The organism is Kribbella sp. NPDC051586 (genome assembly GCF_044453965.1).
Lineage (GTDB): Bacteria > Actinomycetota > Actinomycetes > Propionibacteriales > Kribbellaceae > Kribbella.
This window is the reverse complement of record NZ_JBITDF010000003.1, coordinates 1,543,031-1,559,364: the sequence shown is the minus strand read 5'-3', so window position 1 is coordinate 1,559,364 and position 16,334 is coordinate 1,543,031. Positions and strand designations below refer to the sequence as shown.

General features: G+C 68.2%; 16 protein-coding genes. 6 read left to right on the top strand and 10 right to left on the bottom strand.

Features of this window, described 5'->3' with window-relative positions:
* The 3 genes from ACIA58_RS26135 to vanH form a co-directional block, all read right to left on the bottom strand.
* Complete coding sequence (locus ACIA58_RS26135) at positions 1-738, bottom strand: VOC family protein (RefSeq protein ID WP_396406386.1); 738 nt, start codon at positions 736-738, stop codon at positions 1-3.
* Positions 739-935: 197 nt separating this feature from the next.
* Entirely contained in the window at positions 936-1,961 is a 1,026-nt protein-coding gene (gene vanA / locus ACIA58_RS26130; protein ID WP_396406385.1) for a D-alanine--(R)-lactate ligase, read from the bottom strand.
* Positions 1,958-2,914 carry a D-lactate dehydrogenase VanH gene (gene vanH / locus ACIA58_RS26125; RefSeq protein WP_396406519.1) on the bottom strand — a complete coding sequence of 319 codons (957 nt, stop codon included), beginning with the start codon at positions 2,912-2,914 and terminating at the stop codon, positions 1,958-1,960. The genes vanA and vanH overlap by 4 nt, the downstream gene beginning before the upstream one ends.
* Positions 2,915-3,075: 161 nt before the next feature.
* On the opposite strand from vanH, the gene murF reads away from it, so the two are divergent.
* Positions 3,076-4,419 (top strand): UDP-N-acetylmuramoyl-tripeptide--D-alanyl-D-alanine ligase, encoded by a 1,344-nt coding sequence (murF, locus tag ACIA58_RS26120; RefSeq protein WP_396406384.1) that lies wholly within the window; start codon positions 3,076-3,078, stop codon positions 4,417-4,419.
* Here murF and ACIA58_RS26115 read toward each other — a convergent pair.
* From ACIA58_RS26115 to ACIA58_RS26105, 3 genes are read right to left on the bottom strand one after another with little or no spacing between them, the layout of a single operon-like run.
* Positions 4,412-4,864: a GNAT family N-acetyltransferase gene (locus tag ACIA58_RS26115; protein WP_396406383.1), complete on the bottom strand. Its 453-nt coding sequence runs from the start codon at positions 4,862-4,864 to the stop codon at positions 4,412-4,414. The two genes, murF and ACIA58_RS26115, sit on opposite strands and share 8 nt — an antisense overlap.
* Positions 4,861-5,937, bottom strand: a complete 1,077-nt coding sequence (locus tag ACIA58_RS26110) for a lipid II:glycine glycyltransferase FemX (RefSeq protein WP_396406382.1) — start codon at positions 5,935-5,937, stop codon at positions 4,861-4,863. Before ACIA58_RS26110 ends, ACIA58_RS26115 begins: the two co-directional genes overlap by 4 nt.
* Positions 5,934-6,401, bottom strand: a complete 468-nt coding sequence (locus ACIA58_RS26105; protein WP_396406381.1) for a M15 family metallopeptidase — start codon at positions 6,399-6,401, stop codon at positions 5,934-5,936. The genes ACIA58_RS26110 and ACIA58_RS26105 overlap by 4 nt, the downstream gene beginning before the upstream one ends.
* A gap of 87 nt (positions 6,402-6,488) precedes the next feature.
* Between ACIA58_RS26105 and ACIA58_RS26100 the strand changes: the two genes are divergently transcribed.
* Complete coding sequence (locus ACIA58_RS26100; RefSeq protein ID WP_396406380.1) at positions 6,489-7,184, top strand: response regulator transcription factor; 696 nt, start codon at positions 6,489-6,491, stop codon at positions 7,182-7,184.
* Between the two features lie 10 nt (positions 7,185-7,194).
* Positions 7,195-8,268 (top strand): sensor histidine kinase, encoded by a 1,074-nt coding sequence (locus tag ACIA58_RS26095; RefSeq protein ID WP_396406379.1) that lies wholly within the window; start codon positions 7,195-7,197, stop codon positions 8,266-8,268.
* A gap of 24 nt (positions 8,269-8,292) precedes the next feature.
* On the opposite strand, the gene ACIA58_RS26090 is transcribed toward ACIA58_RS26095, so the two are convergent.
* The 3 genes from ACIA58_RS26090 to ACIA58_RS26080 form a co-directional block, all read right to left on the bottom strand.
* Positions 8,293-10,428: an MMPL family transporter gene (locus tag ACIA58_RS26090; protein WP_396406378.1), complete on the bottom strand. Its 2,136-nt coding sequence runs from the start codon at positions 10,426-10,428 to the stop codon at positions 8,293-8,295.
* A 146-nt stretch (positions 10,429-10,574) separates the two neighbouring features.
* On the bottom strand, positions 10,575-11,336 hold the full coding sequence (locus ACIA58_RS26085; RefSeq protein WP_396406377.1) for an ABC transporter permease: 762 nt from the start codon (positions 11,334-11,336) through the stop codon (positions 10,575-10,577).
* A 9-nt stretch (positions 11,337-11,345) separates the two neighbouring features.
* Complete coding sequence (locus ACIA58_RS26080; RefSeq protein ID WP_396406376.1) at positions 11,346-12,104, bottom strand: ABC transporter ATP-binding protein; 759 nt, start codon at positions 12,102-12,104, stop codon at positions 11,346-11,348.
* Positions 12,105-12,198: 94 nt separating this feature from the next.
* Here ACIA58_RS26080 and ACIA58_RS26075 point away from each other — a divergent pair, with 94 nt between their 5' ends.
* Positions 12,199-13,875, top strand: coding sequence for a SulP family inorganic anion transporter (locus ACIA58_RS26075; RefSeq protein WP_396406375.1), 1,677 nt, complete (start codon positions 12,199-12,201; stop codon positions 13,873-13,875).
* A gap of 34 nt (positions 13,876-13,909) precedes the next feature.
* Positions 13,910-14,098 (top strand): hypothetical protein, encoded by a 189-nt coding sequence (locus ACIA58_RS26070; protein ID WP_396406374.1) that lies wholly within the window; start codon positions 13,910-13,912, stop codon positions 14,096-14,098.
* Here ACIA58_RS26070 and ACIA58_RS26065 read toward each other — a convergent pair.
* Positions 14,095-15,009, bottom strand: coding sequence for an alpha/beta fold hydrolase (locus tag ACIA58_RS26065; protein WP_396406373.1), 915 nt, complete (start codon positions 15,007-15,009; stop codon positions 14,095-14,097). The genes ACIA58_RS26070 and ACIA58_RS26065 overlap by 4 nt on opposite strands.
* 149 nt (positions 15,010-15,158) lie before the next feature.
* On the opposite strand from ACIA58_RS26065, the gene ACIA58_RS26060 reads away from it, so the two are divergent.
* Positions 15,159-16,334, top strand: a complete 1,176-nt coding sequence (locus tag ACIA58_RS26060; protein ID WP_396406372.1) for a heavy-metal-associated domain-containing protein — start codon at positions 15,159-15,161, stop codon at positions 16,332-16,334.

Genomic DNA, 16,334 nt, shown 5'->3' with positions numbered 1-16,334 from the left:
TCAGCGTGCGGTGAGGAGGCAGAACTCGTTGCCTTCCGGGTCGGCCAGCACGGTCCAGGGGACGTCGCCCTGACCGATATCGAGATCGGTGGCGCCGAGGGCTCGTAGCCGGGCTGCCTCTGCCTCGTGGTCATCGCCCAAGTACGGGCGCAGGTCTAGATGGATGCGGTCCTGTCCCGTCTTCGGGTCGGTGGAGCGGAGGAACTCGAGGTACGGGCCGACGCCCTTGGACGAGCGCAACGACGCGAAGTCGTCGGTCACCTCGTGCAGGGTCCAGTCCGTCGCCTGGCTCCAGAACTGGGCCATGGCGCGCGGATCCACGCAGTCGACGGCCACCGCGGCGATCGGGCCGGGGTCGCTGTAGACCGGGCGCGGCTCCAGTACGCAGAACTCGTTGCCCTCCGGGTCGGCCAGGACCGTCCACAGGACGTCGCCCTGGCCGATGTCGACAGGCGTCGCGCCGAGCGTCCGGAGGTGCGCGATCAGCTCTTCCTGGTGAGTCGTCGAGGTGGTGGCGAGGTCGAGGTGGACGCGGTTCTTCACCGTCTTGGGCCGGGCACCAGGGACCAGGTCGATGACGATCGCGCTGGGGTCGGGGTAGGTGACGCCCTCAGGCTCGACGTTGGTCTCTTCCGGTTTGTCGCCGGTGACCTTCCACCCGAGCGCCTCCGCCCAGAACCGCCCGACAGCGGAGTTGTCCCGAGCCTGGATCACAACCTGTACAAGTCGCGTCGCCATGTCCCGATCCTAAGCGCAGCTGGGTCGACTTCACGGCGATGCGACCGGGGCCGGCGACGGGATCGGAGACACCGACGGCGGTGCGATCGGCGAGGTCGAGGGCGCCGGCGAGTGCAACTTGAGTACGCCGATCAGCACCGCACTCGCAACCACGACAACCGCAAGCACACTCGACCGAGGCCGGCCGCGCGGCTCGTTCACACCCGAGCCAGTGCCAGCGAGATCATCCGGTCGATCACCTCGGTGCGGGACAGGCCGGTGGCGTCCATCATCCGGGGATAGCGGCTGTACGACGTCAGGCCGGGAAGGGTGTTGACCTCGTTGAGTACGACGGTGCCGTCCGCCTTGAGAAACATGTCCACCCGGGACACCCCTCGGCAGCCCAATGCCCGATAGATGGCCTTGGCCGTCTTCTGGACGAGTGCGCGCGACGCGGCCGGAATGTCCGCCGGCACGATCACCGTCGAGTTGTCGGAGCCGCTTTCCGGCCTACTCTCCTGGTGGATCTTGAAGAAGCCGTGCGACAAAGCGATCTGATCGACTTCGCCGGCGAGCAGGTCAGGGTCGTTGCCCAGGATGGCGCAGCCGATCTCGGTGCCGGCGACCGGCTCCTCGATCAACACCTTCGAGTCGAACTGCCTCGCGACGTCCACCGCTGCCGGCAGGTCCGACGCGTTGGCGACCTTGCTGACGCCGAAGGACGAGCCCGAGCGGGCCGGCTTGACGAAGATCGGATAGGCGAACCGATCGGGGTCGATGTTCTCGTCCGGCGCGAACGTCCAGAACTTCGGCGTCGCGATTCCCGCGCTGCCGGCAACGACGTACGCGAGGGACTTGTCCATGCACAGCACCGAGCTCTGGATGTCGCAGCCGACGTACGGAAGGCCGGACAGCTCGAGCAGACCCTGGATCGCGCCGTCCTCGCCGAACTTGCCGTGCAGGACCGGAAAGAGCACGTCCAGGCCGATCGTCTCGTACTTCCCGTCGTCCAGCACCAGGAGGCCCGGGGCCGTCGCGTCCGGTGACAGCATGACCGGTCGGCAGGCGCCGTTCTCCCAGTCCGGGGAAGGGCCGTCGCACAGCTTCCAGGCGCCGTCGGCGGTGATCCCGAGGTAGAACGGTTCGTGCTTCGCGGTGTCGATGTTGTCCGCGACCTGTTGCGCGGACTTGACCGAGATGGGGTGTTCCTCGGAGCGGCCGCCGAAGATGATTCCGATTCTCATATCCACTGCTGCTTTCTGTTCTCGAATTTCCGGCAGTTGATGATCGAGTTCTCGACCGTGTCACTCAGGGCGTGGTCGGTGTAGTAGGCGGTGTGCGGGCTGACGATCACATTCGGCAGTTCCTGTAGTCGCAGGACCTGTTTGCTCTCGATGGGTTTGTTGCTGCAGTCGGCGTAGAAGACTCCGTCTTCGCCTTCGACGACATCCAGCGCCGCACCGCCCAATCTGCCGCTGTCCAGCGCCGTCAGCAGCGCCTCGGTGTCGATGAGCGGGCCGCGACCGGTGTTCACGATGAACGCACCGGGCTTCAGCTGCTCCATACGTTGCCGATCGAGCAGATGGTGCGTGTCCGCGGTGAGTGGCGTGTGCAGCGTGACGAGGTCGCTCACGCGGAGCAACTCATCGAGCGGCACGTAGTCGGCCGAAGTCGCCGGATGGTTGTCATAGGCAACGGTGCGGCAACCGAAGCCGCGCAGGCGGTCGATCACCGCTGCGCCGATGCGACCCGTTCCGATGACGCCGACGGTGAGATCGCGCAGTTCTTTCCCGCGTACGTCGTTCAGTCGGTAGTCGTGAATATCGGCCCGGCGGATCATGGACTTCGCGCTGCGGACCGCCATCAACATGAGCATCAGGGTGTAGTCGGCCACGCTGTCGGGGGAGTAGGCAACGTTCTCGACGGTGATGCCGACGTTCTGCGCGTACTCGACGTCAAGGTGGTTGTAGCCGATGCTCCGGGTGGAGATGTACGCGATGCCGGCCCGGGCGAGGGCCAGCAGCGTCGGGTTGCTGATCCCGGTCTTGTGCCCGACGCTGACGCAATGATTGCCCAGGGCAAGCTCGACGGTGGACTCGGACACCGCTGCCTGGGTGATGGTCGGTACGACGCCGAAGCGGGGAGCGAGCTCCCGGAACAGAACCGCCTCGTCCGGCTCGCACCCGTAGATCGTCATCCCGACCTCGGGGGCGGTCGCGGAGGACAACCAGGCCGCCAGCGATCGGGTACGGCGGGGTTGGCTGTAGGTCATGCCTCCAGTGAAGAAGACGTGGTGTTGCCAGTCTGTATGCGCTTTTCGATATGCCGACGATATGCCGCGCTTCGTTGACTGGGGTGATGATTCCCCTCAATCTCGATGAGATCGCCGTGGTCGTTGGCGGCACGGTTGCCGGTGACGGCGCGGTGAAGGTGACCGCGCCGGCGGTGCTCGATGGCAGGGAGGCCGAGCCGGGCGGCTTGTTCGTCGCCGTCGCCGGTGAGCAGGTCGACGGGCACGAGTACGCCGGGCAGGCCGCGCAAGCTGGAGCGGTGGCTGTGCTCGGCTCCCGGCCCACGGCGCTGCCGACCGTCGTCGTCAGGGACGCCCAGGCCGCGCTGCAGACGCTTGCCGCCCACGTCACCGCACAACTGCGTGACGGGTTGACCGTTGTCGGGCTCACGGGATCCCAGGGAAAGACGAGCACCAAGGATCTGCTGACGGCGGTGCTCGCCACCCTGGGCCCGACCGTTGCCACGATCGGTTCGCTCAACAACGAACTCGGCGTACCGATGACGATGCTGCGTGCCGACGCGACCACCAAGTACCTCGTCATCGAGATGGGCGCGCGCCGGATGGGCGACATCGCCCGCCTCGCCGGACTGGCCCCGCCGGACGTCGCCGTCGTACTCAATGTCGGGCAGGCGCACCTCGGGGAGTTCGGCTCGCGGGCCGCGATCGCCACGGCCAAGGGAGAGCTTGTGCAGGGACTGGCGCCGGGCGGGTCCGCGGTACTCAACGCCGACGATCCACGCGTTGTCGCGATGCGCGCCCTGACCGATGGCCCAGTGCTCACGTTCGGTCGGGCAGAGCACGCTGATGTGCGGCTTCTCGATCTGGCGCTGGATCGGCTCGGGCGGCCGTCGTTCACGCTGCGAACCGCCGACGCGTCGGCTTCCGTCGTACTGCCGCTGGTGGGTGCCCATCAGGCTTTCAACGCCGCGGCTGCGACAGCCGCCGCGTTGGCGATCGGCGTACCGCTCGACGTGACCGCGGCGGGGTTGGAGAACGTGTCGCTGTCGAAGTGGCGGATGGAGCTGTGCGAGCTGCCTGGTGGTGTGACGCTGCTGAACGACTCGTTCAACGCCAACCCCGACTCGGCCCGTGCGGCGCTGGACGCGTTGGCGGTGGTCGAGGGCGGGCGGCGCATCGCCGTACTCGGCGAGATGCTCGAGCTGGGCCAGGAGAGCGAGGCCGAGCACCGGATCATCGGCGAGTACGCCGCCGCACGCGCAGACGTGGTGATCGCGGTCGGCGAAGGCGCTTGGGCGATCGCCGACGGCGCGGGGGAGTGGGCCGTGAGACTGGTCGACAACAACGCAGCCGTCGACTGGCTCCGCCGTGCGCTCGCCGCCGGCGACATCGTCCTCGTCAAGGCATCCCGGGAAGCCCGCCTCGACGAGGTCGCCGCCGCGCTCACCTAGCCGTGGCCGTCGGTAAGGTCCGTAGGAAGCGAGACGAGCTGCCGGCCTGGTTGGTGTAGCCGCGGTTCTCGTAGAAGGCGTGGGCGTCGCTGCGGTGGTCGGCGCTGTTCAGATCGATGCGGACACAGCCGTGCGCGGTGGCGAAGGATTCGGCGGCATCCATGAGTCGCGATGCGACGCCGCGGCGCCGGGCCCGGTCTGCGACGACGAGGGCCACGATCCGTGCCCAGGAGCCGTCGCGCTGGAAGAACGGCCCGACGTGGACGGCGATGACGCCGAGTACGGCGTTGTCGGCTTCCGCGACATAAGCAGCGATGGACGGATCGTCGGCCCAGCGCTGGATCCGATCGGCTGTCGCGGCCTGATCGTCTTGTGGATATCCGAGTTGCGAGAGCAGCTCGTTGACGGCCGGAGCATCGGCCCGGTCTGCAGTGCGGATGTTCATCGACGCCGCCGTTTCATGTAGAGGTCGAATGCGCGGTACACCATCGGCCGCAGTGGCAGATCCCATTCGCCGACGTACCGGACCGCCTGCCCGCCGGTGCCGACCTTGAACTGGATCAGCCCGACATGCGGATCGCCGGCGTCGAGGGTGGGCGTGATCCCGCGCAGGTCGTACACGTCGCAACCGTCCGCCAGCGAGTCGCGGATCATCGCCCACTGGCACGCGTTCGACCCGCGGACCTCACGCTTCGAGGTGGACGAGGCGCCGTACAAGTACCAGGCGTGCGCGCCGACCCGGACGAGGATCGTCGCCGCGACCAGCTCGCCCTGATGGTGCGCCAGGTAGAGCCTGGCGGAGCTCATCGCCGCGAACAGGGTCTCGAAGTACCGCAGCGGCCGCGGCGTGAAGCGATCCCGCTCGGCGGTGTGGACGTACAGGCCGTGAAACGCCTTCAGATCCGATCCGACCGTGACCTCCACACCCTCCTTGGCTGCCTTCTTGATATTGCGTCGCCACTGCTGATTCATCCCCCGCAGTACGTCGTCCTCGGTCCGCCCTGCCAGCGGAAGCTCATAGGTGTACTGCGGCTGTCCGTCTCCGAAGCCGTCCTCGGGACTCCGCGGCAGCCACCCGGCATTCGCGAGCCAACTCGTCACGCGATCGCCGCCCGCGGCAGCGAGCCGCTTGGTACTCGGGTCGGCGATGCCCTCCTTGACTTGCGCGGCGCTCCATGTGTCCGTCCGCACGGGCGGACCGAGCCGGATCGCGAACGCGCCCTGCGCCTTGAGATAGTCGGCCAACGGGTCGAGCCATCTACCGAGCGGGCCGGTCCAGTCGATGATCGGGCCTTGCGGCAGGTACGCCAGCGTGAAGCGCTCCAGTCGCGGCACCGGCCGATGCAGCACGAGCCCGGCGCCGACGAGCTGCCGGCCGTCGTACCAGCCGACGGACTCGCTGCGCCACTCGGTCTTGACGTCACCCCACTCCGGGATCTGTAAGAAGCTGACCGATCGCTGCGCGTCCACGAACGCCTGATGTTCCGTGGCGCCGAGAGCGGCGACAGTCAGGGTCACCGCTGCAGCCTCGGATCGTGCGTCGGATCGGCGTACATCTGCGGGCAACCGTCAGGACGCAGCTCGTAGTGCCACGGCTCGTTGCGGTAGATCTGGCACAGGCCGTATGCCGCCCCGTGCTCGGACAGCCACGCCTTCGCGTCGGAGTGCCCGATGTCGACCGCCTCCCCGCGCACATGACGGGAGGTCTCGGGAGTGGCGACCCAGCGAGCCGCCTCCTCCTCGGACCCGTACTTCAACACGGCGTCGCCAAGCAGCTCGTTCTGGTACGCAGGGGAACGCCACCCGCTGTTGACGTAGAACGTGACCCCGTCGTCCAACGCGTCCGTGGCGGCCTTGCGGAGCGCCCCGAGCAAGGCCGGGTCGAGGTTGGCGACAGCGGGGTACTCGTCGTCGAAGACGGTCACGCCGGCCGGGACCGCTCCGTCGTCCTTGCTGGGCGCACCAATTGCGGCTCGAGTCATGCCCCCAGTCAAGGCAGCGCGGTGTTGCCGGTACGTATGGGGATTTCGATATACGGACGATACGGTCGATCTCGTAGCATCGGGAGTATGCGGGTGCTGCTGGTCGAGGACGAGCCCGAGATGGCGGGCGCGATCCGGGACGGGTTGCGCCTGGAGGCGATCGCGGCCGACATCGCCGGTGACGGTGACACCGCGCTGGAGCTGCTGAGCATCAACAGCTACGACATCGCCGTCCTGGACCGCGACATTCCCGGTCCGTCGGGAGACGAGATCGCCAAGCGGATCGTTGCCTCCGGCAGCGGTATGCCGATCCTGATGCTGACCGCGGCCGACCGGCTGGACGACAAGGCGTCCGGGTTCGAGCTCGGCGCTGACGACTACCTCACCAAGCCCTTCGCGCTCCAGGAGCTGGTACTGCGTCTGCGGGCGCTGGATCGGCGGCGCGGCCACAACCGGCCGCCCGTGCGCGAGATCGCGGGGCTGCGGGTGGATCCGTTCCGCCGGGAGGTGTACCGGGACGGCCGGTACGTCGCGCTGACCCGCAAGCAGTTCGCCGTACTCGAAGTGCTCGTGGGTGCCGAAGGTGGTGTTGTCAGCGCCGAGGAGTTGCTGGAGCGGGCGTGGGACGAGAACGCCGACCCGTTCACCAACGCCGTACGCATCACGGTCTCCGCGCTGCGCAAACGCCTCGGCGAGCCGTGGATCATCGCCACCGTGGCGGGAGTCGGATACCGCATCGACGCGGCGCCACCGGACGCTGACGTGGCAGGTGACCGTGGATAGGCTGCCCGGGATGAGCGTGCGTCTCAAGCTCACCCTCAGCTATGCCGGGGTGCTGATGCTCGCCGGCTTCTCGCTGCTCGCGGTCGTGTGGGTGTTCCTGCTGCGCTACGTGCCCGACACGCTCGCGCCGTCGCCGATGACGATCCCGGACCGGCACGATCTGCTGGTTGCCTTCGTCCCGAAGGCGGCCCTCATGCTGGCGTTGCTGCTGATCGCCAGTCTCGTGGGCGGCTGGATCCTGGCCGGCAGCATGCTTGCTCCGCTGACCCGCATCACGAACGCCGCCCGCCTCGCCACCAACGGATCGCTCTCGCACCGGATCCAGCTGGAAGGTCGCCAGGACGAGTTCCGTGAGCTGGCCGACGCCTTCGACACGATGCTCGAGCGGCTCGAAGCGCACGATGCCGAGCAGCAGAGGTTCGCGGCCAACGCGTCGCACGAGCTCCGTACTCCGTTGGCGATCACGCAGACCCTCCTCGACGTGGCTCGCAAGGATCCCAGCCGCGATCCCGCCGAGCTCGTCGACCGGCTCGACTACGTCAACACCCGCGCGATCGACCTGACCGAGTCCCTGCTGCTGCTCAGCCGCGCGAACCAGCGGACCTTCACCCGCGGCGACGTCGACCTGTCCCTCGTCGCCGAAGAGGCCGCCGAAACCCTGCTCCCACTCGCGGAGCAGCGCGGCCTGACGATCGAGACCTCCGGCGACCTGGCCCCGACCGTCGGCTCACACGCACTCCTCCTGCAGCTGACCACGAACCTCGTGCACAACGCGATCGTCCACAACCTGCCCACCGAGGGCTCCGTGTGGGTCACCACGACCGTGCATCCCAGGACGGTGGTGCTGACGGTGGAGAACACCGGCGAGCAGCTGTCCGCAGCCGTGGTGTCCACGCTGACCGAGCCTTTCCAGCGCGGCAACGGGCGCGTCCGCACCGATCACGCCGGCGTGGGCCTGGGCCTGGCCATCGTCAACAGCATCACCCAGGCCCACGACGGCATCCTCATCCTCGCTGCCCGCCCAGCCGGCGGCCTCCGCGTCACGGTCCAACTTCCCGCCGTACGCCGATCTACGACGGTGTGACGAGCCGATCAGCCGACGTCAGCCTCACACGGAGGTCAGTTCTTCCTTCCGCTCGGTCCGGTCCGGCTCGCCGCGGGTGTCGGCGTGGCCCGGCCACCAGGCGCGGTGACCGATGAGGGCCGTCAGGGCGGGGGTGAAGAACATCGCCATCACGAACGCCGCGATCGCGATGCCGACGGAGATGGCGAAGCCCATCTGGGACAGCACCGTGTTGCCGGCCAGCATCATCGAGGCGAACGTGCCTGCCAGGATGACGCCCGCCGCGGCAATGGTCGGGCCGGTGTGGTGCAGGGCCAGTGCCGCGGCCCGTTTCGGGTCGTTGCCTTCTCGCGCCTCCTCGCGTAACCGGGCCACCATCAGGATGTTGTAGTCGGTGCCGAGGGCAACCACGAACAGGTACATGATCACCGGGAGGGTGAAGATCAGTCCGGAGTTGTGCTGGAAGTGCTGGAACACGACCACGGACGAGCCCAGCGTGGCCCCGAAGCCGAGGAACACCGACGCCATCAGGTACCACGGTGCGACCAGACTGCGCAGCAGCAACGCGAGCACGATCATGATCAGGATCGCCGCGACCGGGAACACGACCTTGTAGTCGTGGTTCATCGCGTCCTGGAAGTCGACGAACACCGAGGTCAGGCCGCCGACGATCGCGGTGGTCCCGGCCGGCGCGGCCGTGTGGGCCGCGTCGCGGAGCGGACCGCGGACGGTGGCGATGGCCTGGTCGGACTCCGGCGCGGCCTTCAGGGTGACCTTGAAGTCGGCGACCGTGCTGTCCGGAGACAGCGTGGGCTGTGAGACGTCGCCGACCCCGTCGACCTTGGTCAGCGCGGTGCGGTACGTGTCCAGCTGGTCCTTGCTCAGCGGATCCGACGACCGCAGCAGTACGTCGGACGGCTGGGTGACGCCCGCGGGCAGGCTCTTGAGCAGTTCCTTGCTGTAGACGGTGGACTCGGACGTGTCGGACGTCGAGCCCGAGGTGAGGTCGAACGTCGGGTTGAACCCGATCGCGAACGCGCTCAGGACGACGAGCAGTCCGCCGGCGGCGAAGGCGAAGACAGCCGGACGACGCCCGAGGCCGCGACCCATCGCTGCGAACTTGGCGCCCTTCGGCTCCACCTTCCACGCCTTCGACGGCCAGAACACCTTCGTGCCCAGCAGCGAGACGATCGCCGGTACCAGCGTCAGTCCGGCCAGCAGCGCCACCGCCACCGAGATCGCCAGCGCCGGACCCATCGCGCGGAACATCCCGAGCGTCGACAGGGTCAGCGCCATGAAGGCGATGATCACCGCACCGGCCGCGGAGGCGATCGCCTCACCGACCCGGGTGACGGCGCTGACCATCGCGGTCTTGGCGTCCTCGCCGGCCCGCAGGCGTTCCCGGTAGCGGAACATCAGGAACAGGATGTAGTCGGTGCCGACGCCGAAGAGCACCACCAGCAGGATCGACGTGATCGAGCTGTCGATCTTCAGATCGAACGCCTTGCTGACAATGGCGATGAGTCCGTTGACGACGGTCGAGACCGCTCCGATCACGATGATCGGCAGCAGCGCGATCACCGGACTGCGGAAGATGAGCAGCAGCAGGAGCAGGATCAGGCCGACCGTGGCGATGCCGATGATGGCCAAGCCCTTGGTCGAGGACTCCTGTGCGTCGAGCGTCTGCGCGGCCGAGCCGGTCACACCCGCCTTGAGCGACGTCCCGTGCAGCTTGTCCTGCAACGCCGTCCGCAGCGCCTTGACGGCGTCGTTCTGCCGGGTGTCGCTGGGGTTGGTGATCTTGGTCAGCTCCACCGGGGCGATCTGGATGAGCCGGTTGCCCGTCGGAGGCACCGCCTGGATGCCGGTGACGTCCTTGAGCTTGGCCTGGTCGAGCTGGCCGGCGATCGATCCGACCGTCGCCGCGTCGGCCGGCGTGAGCGCGGCGCCGTCGCTGCGTTCGAACACCACGATCGCGGCCGGCGCGGTGGCGTTGGGGAAGGCCTTCTCCTGCAGTTGTGCTGCCTGGATCGACTCGTAGTGCGACGGCAGGAACGCGGATTGGTCCGTGGTCGCGGTCAGTTTAGGGGCCGTCGCGGCGATCGCGGCGATGATCAGCACCCAGGCGCCGATCGTCCACCACGGCCGCCGTACGACCAGCGACCCCAGTCGTGCGAACATGACAGGTCCTTTCAGAAAGAATTCGTTGACCCTGACGATCGCGGGCGACCCTGACACCGGGCTGACACGGCGCAGTCACCGGGTCAGTCACGGGCTCAGTCACTGGGTCAGTCACGGGCTCAGTCACTGGGTCAGGCACGGGCCGGCTAGCTGATCTTGCGGCGGTAGAGCGCGTTCGCGCCGGCGTAGGCGAGGACGAGGAGGCCGACGCACCAGGCGAGGGCGATCCAGATGTCGTTGCCGATCGGCTGCTGGGCGAACAGGTCGCGGATCGTGTTGACGATCGACGTCACCGGCTGGTTCTCCGCGAACGCGCGGACCGGGCCGGGCATCGTGGCGGTGGGTACGAACGCGGAGCTGAGGAACGGCAGGAAGATCAGCGGGTACGAGAAAGCGCTCGCGCCGTCCACGGACTTCGCGGACAGCCCCGCGATCACCGCGAGCCAGGTGACCGCCAGCGTGAACAGGACCAGCATCCCGGCGACCGCGAGCCAGGCGCCGATGCCGGCGCCGGTGCGGAACCCCATGATCAGCGCGACGCCGACGACGATCACGAGCGAGATCAGGTTGGCGACCAGCGAAGTCAGGACGTGGCCCCACAACACGCCCGATCGCGCGATCGGCAGGGACTGGAAGCGCTCGAAGATCCCGCTCTTCAGATCCATGAACAGCCGGAACGACGTGTACGCGACGCCCGACGCGATCGTGATCAGCAGGATCCCCGGCAGCAGGTAGTTCACGTACTTGACCGCGCCGGTGTCGATCGCGCCACCGAACACGTAGACGAACAGCAGCATCATGGCGATCGGCATGATCGCGGTGGTGATGATGGTGTCGGGGCTCCGGAGGATGTGTCGCAGGGAGCGCCCGGTGAGAGTTGCGGTGTCGCCGATGAGGTGTGTGGCCATGGTTGTCCCTTACTTCTGTGCTGCGTCGTCGCCGACGAGGGTCAGGAAGACGTCTTCGAGCGTCGGCTGCTTCTCGACGTACTCGACCTTGGCGGGCGGCAGCAGCCGCTTGAGCTCCTCGAGCGTGCCGTTCACGATGATCCGGCCCTGGTGGAGGATCGCGATCCGGTCCGCGAGCTTCTCGGCCTCGTCGAGGTACTGCGTCGTGAGCAGCACCGTCGTGCCGTGCTTGGCGAGCTCCTTGACGCTGTTCCAGACCTCGATCCGCGCCTGCGGGTCGAGCCCGGTCGTCGGCTCGTCGAGGAAGACGACCGGCGGACTCCCGATCAGGCTCATCGCGATGTCCAGCCGGCGCCGCATACCTCCGGAGTACGTCGCGACCCGCCGGCCGCCCGCGTCCGTCAGCGAGAAGCGCGCGAGCAGGTCGTCCGCGACCTTGCCCGGGTCGTCGATGTGCCGCAGTTTGGCGATCAGGACGAGGTTCTCCCGCCCGGTGAGGATTTCGTCGACAGCCGCGAACTGCCCGGTCAGGCTGATCGATTCCCGGACCTTCGCCGGCTCGTCGAAGACGTCGAAACCGTGCACCCTCGCCGTACCCGCGTCGGCCCTCAGCAGCGTCGACAGGATGCGCACGACCGTGGTCTTGCCCGCGCCGTTCGAGCCGAGCAGGGCGAAGATGCTGCCGCCCTCCACTTCGAAGTCGACGCCGCTCAACACCCGCAGCTCCTTGTACGACTTCTCCAGACCCTGCACCTGGATAACCGCCATCCCGGACTCCCATCCGCTATTCAGTGTCACTGACTACCGGTAGATAGTATCACCGAGTAGCAGCACACTGTGAAGATCGGAGAGAGGGGGCAGGTTGCCGATCGCGGGAGTTGAGACGGTCCGGCAGTACCGGCGGAGCTGGCTGCGGCCGGATGTGATCGCCGGCCTGACGGTGGCGGCGTACTTCGTCCCGCAGGTGATGGCGTACGCCGAGTTGGCCGGCCTGCCCGCGGTCACCGGACTGTGGGTCGCGCTCGGGCCGCTCGTGCTGTACTTCCTGCTCGGATCGTCGCGGCTGATGTCGCTCGGCCCGGAGTCGACGACCGCACTGCTGACCGCGACAGCGATCGGGCCTTTGGCCGCCGGTGATCCAGGGCGTTACGCCGCGCTGGCCGCACTACTGGCGCTGCTGGTCGGTGCGATCTGCGTGATCGGATGGGCGGCGCGGCTCGGATTTCTGGCCGATCTGCTGTCCAAGCCGGTGCTGATCGGCTACCTGACCGGCATCGCGGTGATCATGATGACCGGCCAACTGGGCCGGCTGACCGGTGCTCGGGTGCACGGCGATTCGCCGCTGGCCGACGTGGTGTCCGCGATCCGGTTGATCGGCGAGTGGAAGGTCGCCCCGGTGCTGTTGTCCGTGGTCGCGCTGGCGCTGCTGTTCGCCCTGGCCCGGTGGACGCCCCGGCTCCCGGGACCGCTCGTCGTGGTGGCCCTCGCCGCACTCGTGACCTGGGCGGCGGACCTGGGAGACAAGGGAGTGGCCTTGGTCGGCGCGGTGCCGAGCGGCCTCCCGACGCCGCACCTGCCCTCGCTGTCGGTTCACGACGTCGGTCTGCTCGCGCTCCCGGCAGTCGGCGTGGCGCTGGTCGGCTACACGGACACCGTTCTGACCGGGCGTGCCTTCGCCGGTCGTGGCGGCGGGCGGATCGATCCCGGCCGCGAGTTGCTCGTACTTGGGCTGGCCAACGTCTCGGCCGGCCTGCTGCGCGGCTTCCCCATCAGCAGCAGCGGAAGCCGCACAGCCCTTGCGGAGGCGTCCGGCGCGAAGAGCCAGGTCTACTCGTTGGTCGCCGCCGTCACGATCGTCGCCACGCTGCTGTTCGCCGGGCCGTTGCTGGCCACGTTCCCGATCCCCGCTCTGGGCGCATTGGTCGTGTACGCCGCCGTACGGCTGATCGAGCTGGGCGAGTTCCGCCGCATCGCCGCCTTCCGGCGCAGCGAACTTTTGCTGGCCTTGGCAACGACCCTCGGGGTGATCGCCCTGGACGTCCTGTACGGCGTACTCGTGGCGGTCGCGCTGTCGGTCCTCGACGTACTGCGACGGGTGGCCCGGCCGCACGACGGCATCCTCGGGTACGTCCCGGGCATCGCGGGGATGCACGATATCGACGACTACCCCGACGCCCGCCCCGTACCCGGACTGGTCGTCTACCGGTACGACTCGCCGCTGTTCTTCGCGAACGCCGAGGACTTCCATCGCCGCGCGCTCGCCGCCGTCGACGACGCGCCCGGCCCGGTCCGCTGGCTCCTGCTCAACACCGAGGCGAACGTCGAGATCGACATCACCGCCATCGACGCACTCGACGCGTTGCGCGAGGAACTGGACTCGCGCGGCATCGTGCTGGCCCTCACCAGGGTCAAGCAGGACCTCCGCGACAGCCTGGAATCCGCGGGTTTCCTCGACCGTTTGGGAACCGGCCGCGTCTTCTTCACCCTCCCGACGGCTGTCGACGCCTTTCGGAAACAGTTTCCCGAGGGCGACGGCTAGCCTGGTGCGGGCAGGTTGGCGACGGGAGGAAACAATGGCCGTTCTGAGCAAAGCCGAGGTGCTGGTAATCATTCGCCGCGCCTACGGTCCTGATCTCGCCCAGTCGATCGAACCACGACTGCCCGACCAGATCGATCCGGACAACGACGCGGACGCGGAGTTGATGGCCACGCTCGGTCTGACCCGGGACGGACTGGCGAACGCGATGGGCGGGGAACTCTAGAGGAGATCTCCGCAGAAGGACTGGATGGCGCGGTTGACGACGACCGGGCGTTCCCAGGGCATGAAGTGGCCCGCGCCCTTCACCCAGAACGGCCCGACCCCTTCCGGGAAAGCGAGCGCGCACCGTTCCTCGGCGTGCTCGCCGATCGTCACCTGGTCGGCGCCGATCAGGACCAGAGCGCGCTGCTGGACCGGCCGGTCGATCATCTCCGGCGCCGAGAGCGGGCGGGTGCCCATCAGGACCTCGTAGTCGGCGAAGGACGCACGCAGCCGGGCCGCATCGCCGTACGGCTCGGTGAGGAACGCCAGGTCGTCCTCGTCGAAGGCGTCCGGCGGACACCACAGCCGGTGTCCGTAGAACTCACCGATGTACCGTCGCCGCCGTTCGGGCGTGTCCAATTCGGCGACCAGTTCGTCGGCGTGCTGCCCCTGGCGGCGCTGGTAGTCGTAGACGGCAGGCTTGGGCCGCCCCGGTGGGATGCCGGCTGCCGCGAACGCGTCGGGCAGATCCGGCATCGAGTCGTCCAGGATCACCAGCCGGTCCACGCGCTCGGGGTGCCGGTTGGCCAGGTCGACGGCGATCATCGCGCCCAGGTCGTGCCCGGCGACGACGGCGCGATCCCAGCCGAGCACGTCGAAGAGGCCGGTCAGGTCGGTGTTGAACGCGTTGAAGTCGTAGAAGTCGTCGGGCGCGAAGTCGGAATCGCCGTACCCGCGCAGGTCCGGCGCGACGACGTCGAACCCGGCCTCGGCCAGCGGGATCAGGTTGTGCGACCAGATCCGGCTGGTGCAGGGGAACCCGTGGATGAGCAGCAGCGGTACACCGCCGTTGCCACGACGTCGTACCGCGAGCCGGTGCCCCGGGCGTACTTCGATCAGCTCGGGAGCGACGACCTGAGCAGGAAGAACCATGTGCCCGGTCTACACGATCACCCGGTCAGACGGGCCTCGACCGAGGCCGGCTGCCGCACCGGGTCCGACACGCGGTGTAATCGCGTGACCCCGGGTTGGTTCCTAGACTGGAGGTCACGTTGGGTGACGGGGCGCCGGGGAGGTCGCTGATGGCGGGACTGCCGGCTGGTCGCTACGACCGCGCTGCCGCGGCCAGGGTGCTGGCCGGAGTTGCGGGTGCGAAGGCATTCGCACGGGTTGGAGAGCATCTCGGCGGTGCGCGGCGAATCGTGCCGGACGTGGTGCCGCTCGACGGTCAGCTGACGGGACCCCAGTTGGAGTATCTGCAGAGTCGGATGCGGCCGTGCTCGCCCGACTTGGTGGTGAGTGCCGCCGCGAAGGTCGGTTGGCGCGACAGCGGCGGCGTTGCCAATGTCGCACACTGCGGTCCGCTCGGCGCCGTCGTGCCGGTGGCCGCCCGCGAGGCGACGCTGGCCCTGTGGGGCGCGCTCGCGACGATGGACGGCGCGGAGCTGACGGATCACGAGCGTGCGGTGATGGATGCGACCACTACCGACAAGGATCCGCTGGAGATCCTCCGGGTGGGGATCGACACGACGGCGCGGGCGCTGGTGCAGCACGCGTACCTGGCGGATCAGACGCCGCACCGGACGGCCGCGGAGTTCGCCCGCGGGATGCGGGACTCGGGGATCTTCGCGGTGGTGGCGAACACGTGGTTCTGGGGGCTGCAGTCGTCGACGTTCCGGCGCGGAATGATCCCGGTGCGGCTGGTCGCGCAGGCGGACGGGACCGTGCGGTACGCGGCCGAGACGGTCGAGGTACTGCGGGCGATGAAGCAGACCGCGGTCGCGGACGCGCACGAGACGTTGCGCCGGGCAACGGTCGACGAAGGGCTGCCGGTCGAGGCGGCGTTGCGGAAGTACGACGTACTGCTCGGGCAGATCTCGCGGCAGTACGCGCTGTTGCCGGCGGGGGAGCAGCCGCGCTGCCTGGCCAACATGTCCGTGGACGGCGTCCGGTTGCTGCCGGGCGTGGTGGACACGTTCGTGGAGACGTTCGTTCAGTTGCTGGACCTGGTGGAGCTCGAGCCGGCGGAGATTGAGGAGACGGGCGTGGAGACTGCTGACGAGGTTTTCGAGGTGCCGGACATGACGTGCTCGCACTGCACGAACACGATCACCGGCGTGCTGGAGGCGCTCGGGGTCCGGGTCGCGGGGATCGACCTGGACACCAAGGAGGTCGTCGCGGCGTTCCCGTCGGACGAGGTCCGCTCGCAGAGCTTCGAGGCGATCCGGGGGCGCGGGTACACCGTCGTACCGCGCTGA

Coding starts and splice junctions, on each gene's coding strand:
- ACIA58_RS26090 (WP_396406378.1), bottom strand. CDS start 10,428: ATGTTCGCACGACTGGGGTCGCTGGTCGTACGGCGGCCGTGGTGGACG.
- ACIA58_RS26080 (WP_396406376.1), bottom strand. CDS start 12,104: ATGGCGGTTATCCAGGTGCAGGGTCTGGAGAAGTCGTACAAGGAGCTG.
- murF (WP_396406384.1), top strand. CDS start 3,076: ATGATTCCCCTCAATCTCGATGAGATCGCCGTGGTCGTTGGCGGCACG.
- ACIA58_RS26070 (WP_396406374.1), top strand. CDS start 13,910: ATGGCCGTTCTGAGCAAAGCCGAGGTGCTGGTAATCATTCGCCGCGCC.
- ACIA58_RS26085 (WP_396406377.1), bottom strand. CDS start 11,336: ATGGCCACACACCTCATCGGCGACACCGCAACTCTCACCGGGCGCTCC.
- ACIA58_RS26060 (WP_396406372.1), top strand. CDS start 15,159: ATGGCGGGACTGCCGGCTGGTCGCTACGACCGCGCTGCCGCGGCCAGG.
- ACIA58_RS26115 (WP_396406383.1), bottom strand. CDS start 4,864: ATGAACATCCGCACTGCAGACCGGGCCGATGCTCCGGCCGTCAACGAG.
- vanA (WP_396406385.1), bottom strand. CDS start 1,961: ATGAGAATCGGAATCATCTTCGGCGGCCGCTCCGAGGAACACCCCATC.
- vanH (WP_396406519.1), bottom strand. CDS start 2,914: ATGACGATCTACGGGTGCGAGCCGGACGAGGCGGTTCTGTTCCGGGAG.
- ACIA58_RS26065 (WP_396406373.1), bottom strand. CDS start 15,009: ATGGTTCTTCCTGCTCAGGTCGTCGCTCCCGAGCTGATCGAAGTACGC.
- ACIA58_RS26095 (WP_396406379.1), top strand. CDS start 7,195: ATGAGCGTGCGTCTCAAGCTCACCCTCAGCTATGCCGGGGTGCTGATG.
- ACIA58_RS26100 (WP_396406380.1), top strand. CDS start 6,489: ATGCGGGTGCTGCTGGTCGAGGACGAGCCCGAGATGGCGGGCGCGATC.
- ACIA58_RS26105 (WP_396406381.1), bottom strand. CDS start 6,401: ATGACTCGAGCCGCAATTGGTGCGCCCAGCAAGGACGACGGAGCGGTC.
- ACIA58_RS26135 (WP_396406386.1), bottom strand. CDS start 738: ATGGCGACGCGACTTGTACAGGTTGTGATCCAGGCTCGGGACAACTCC.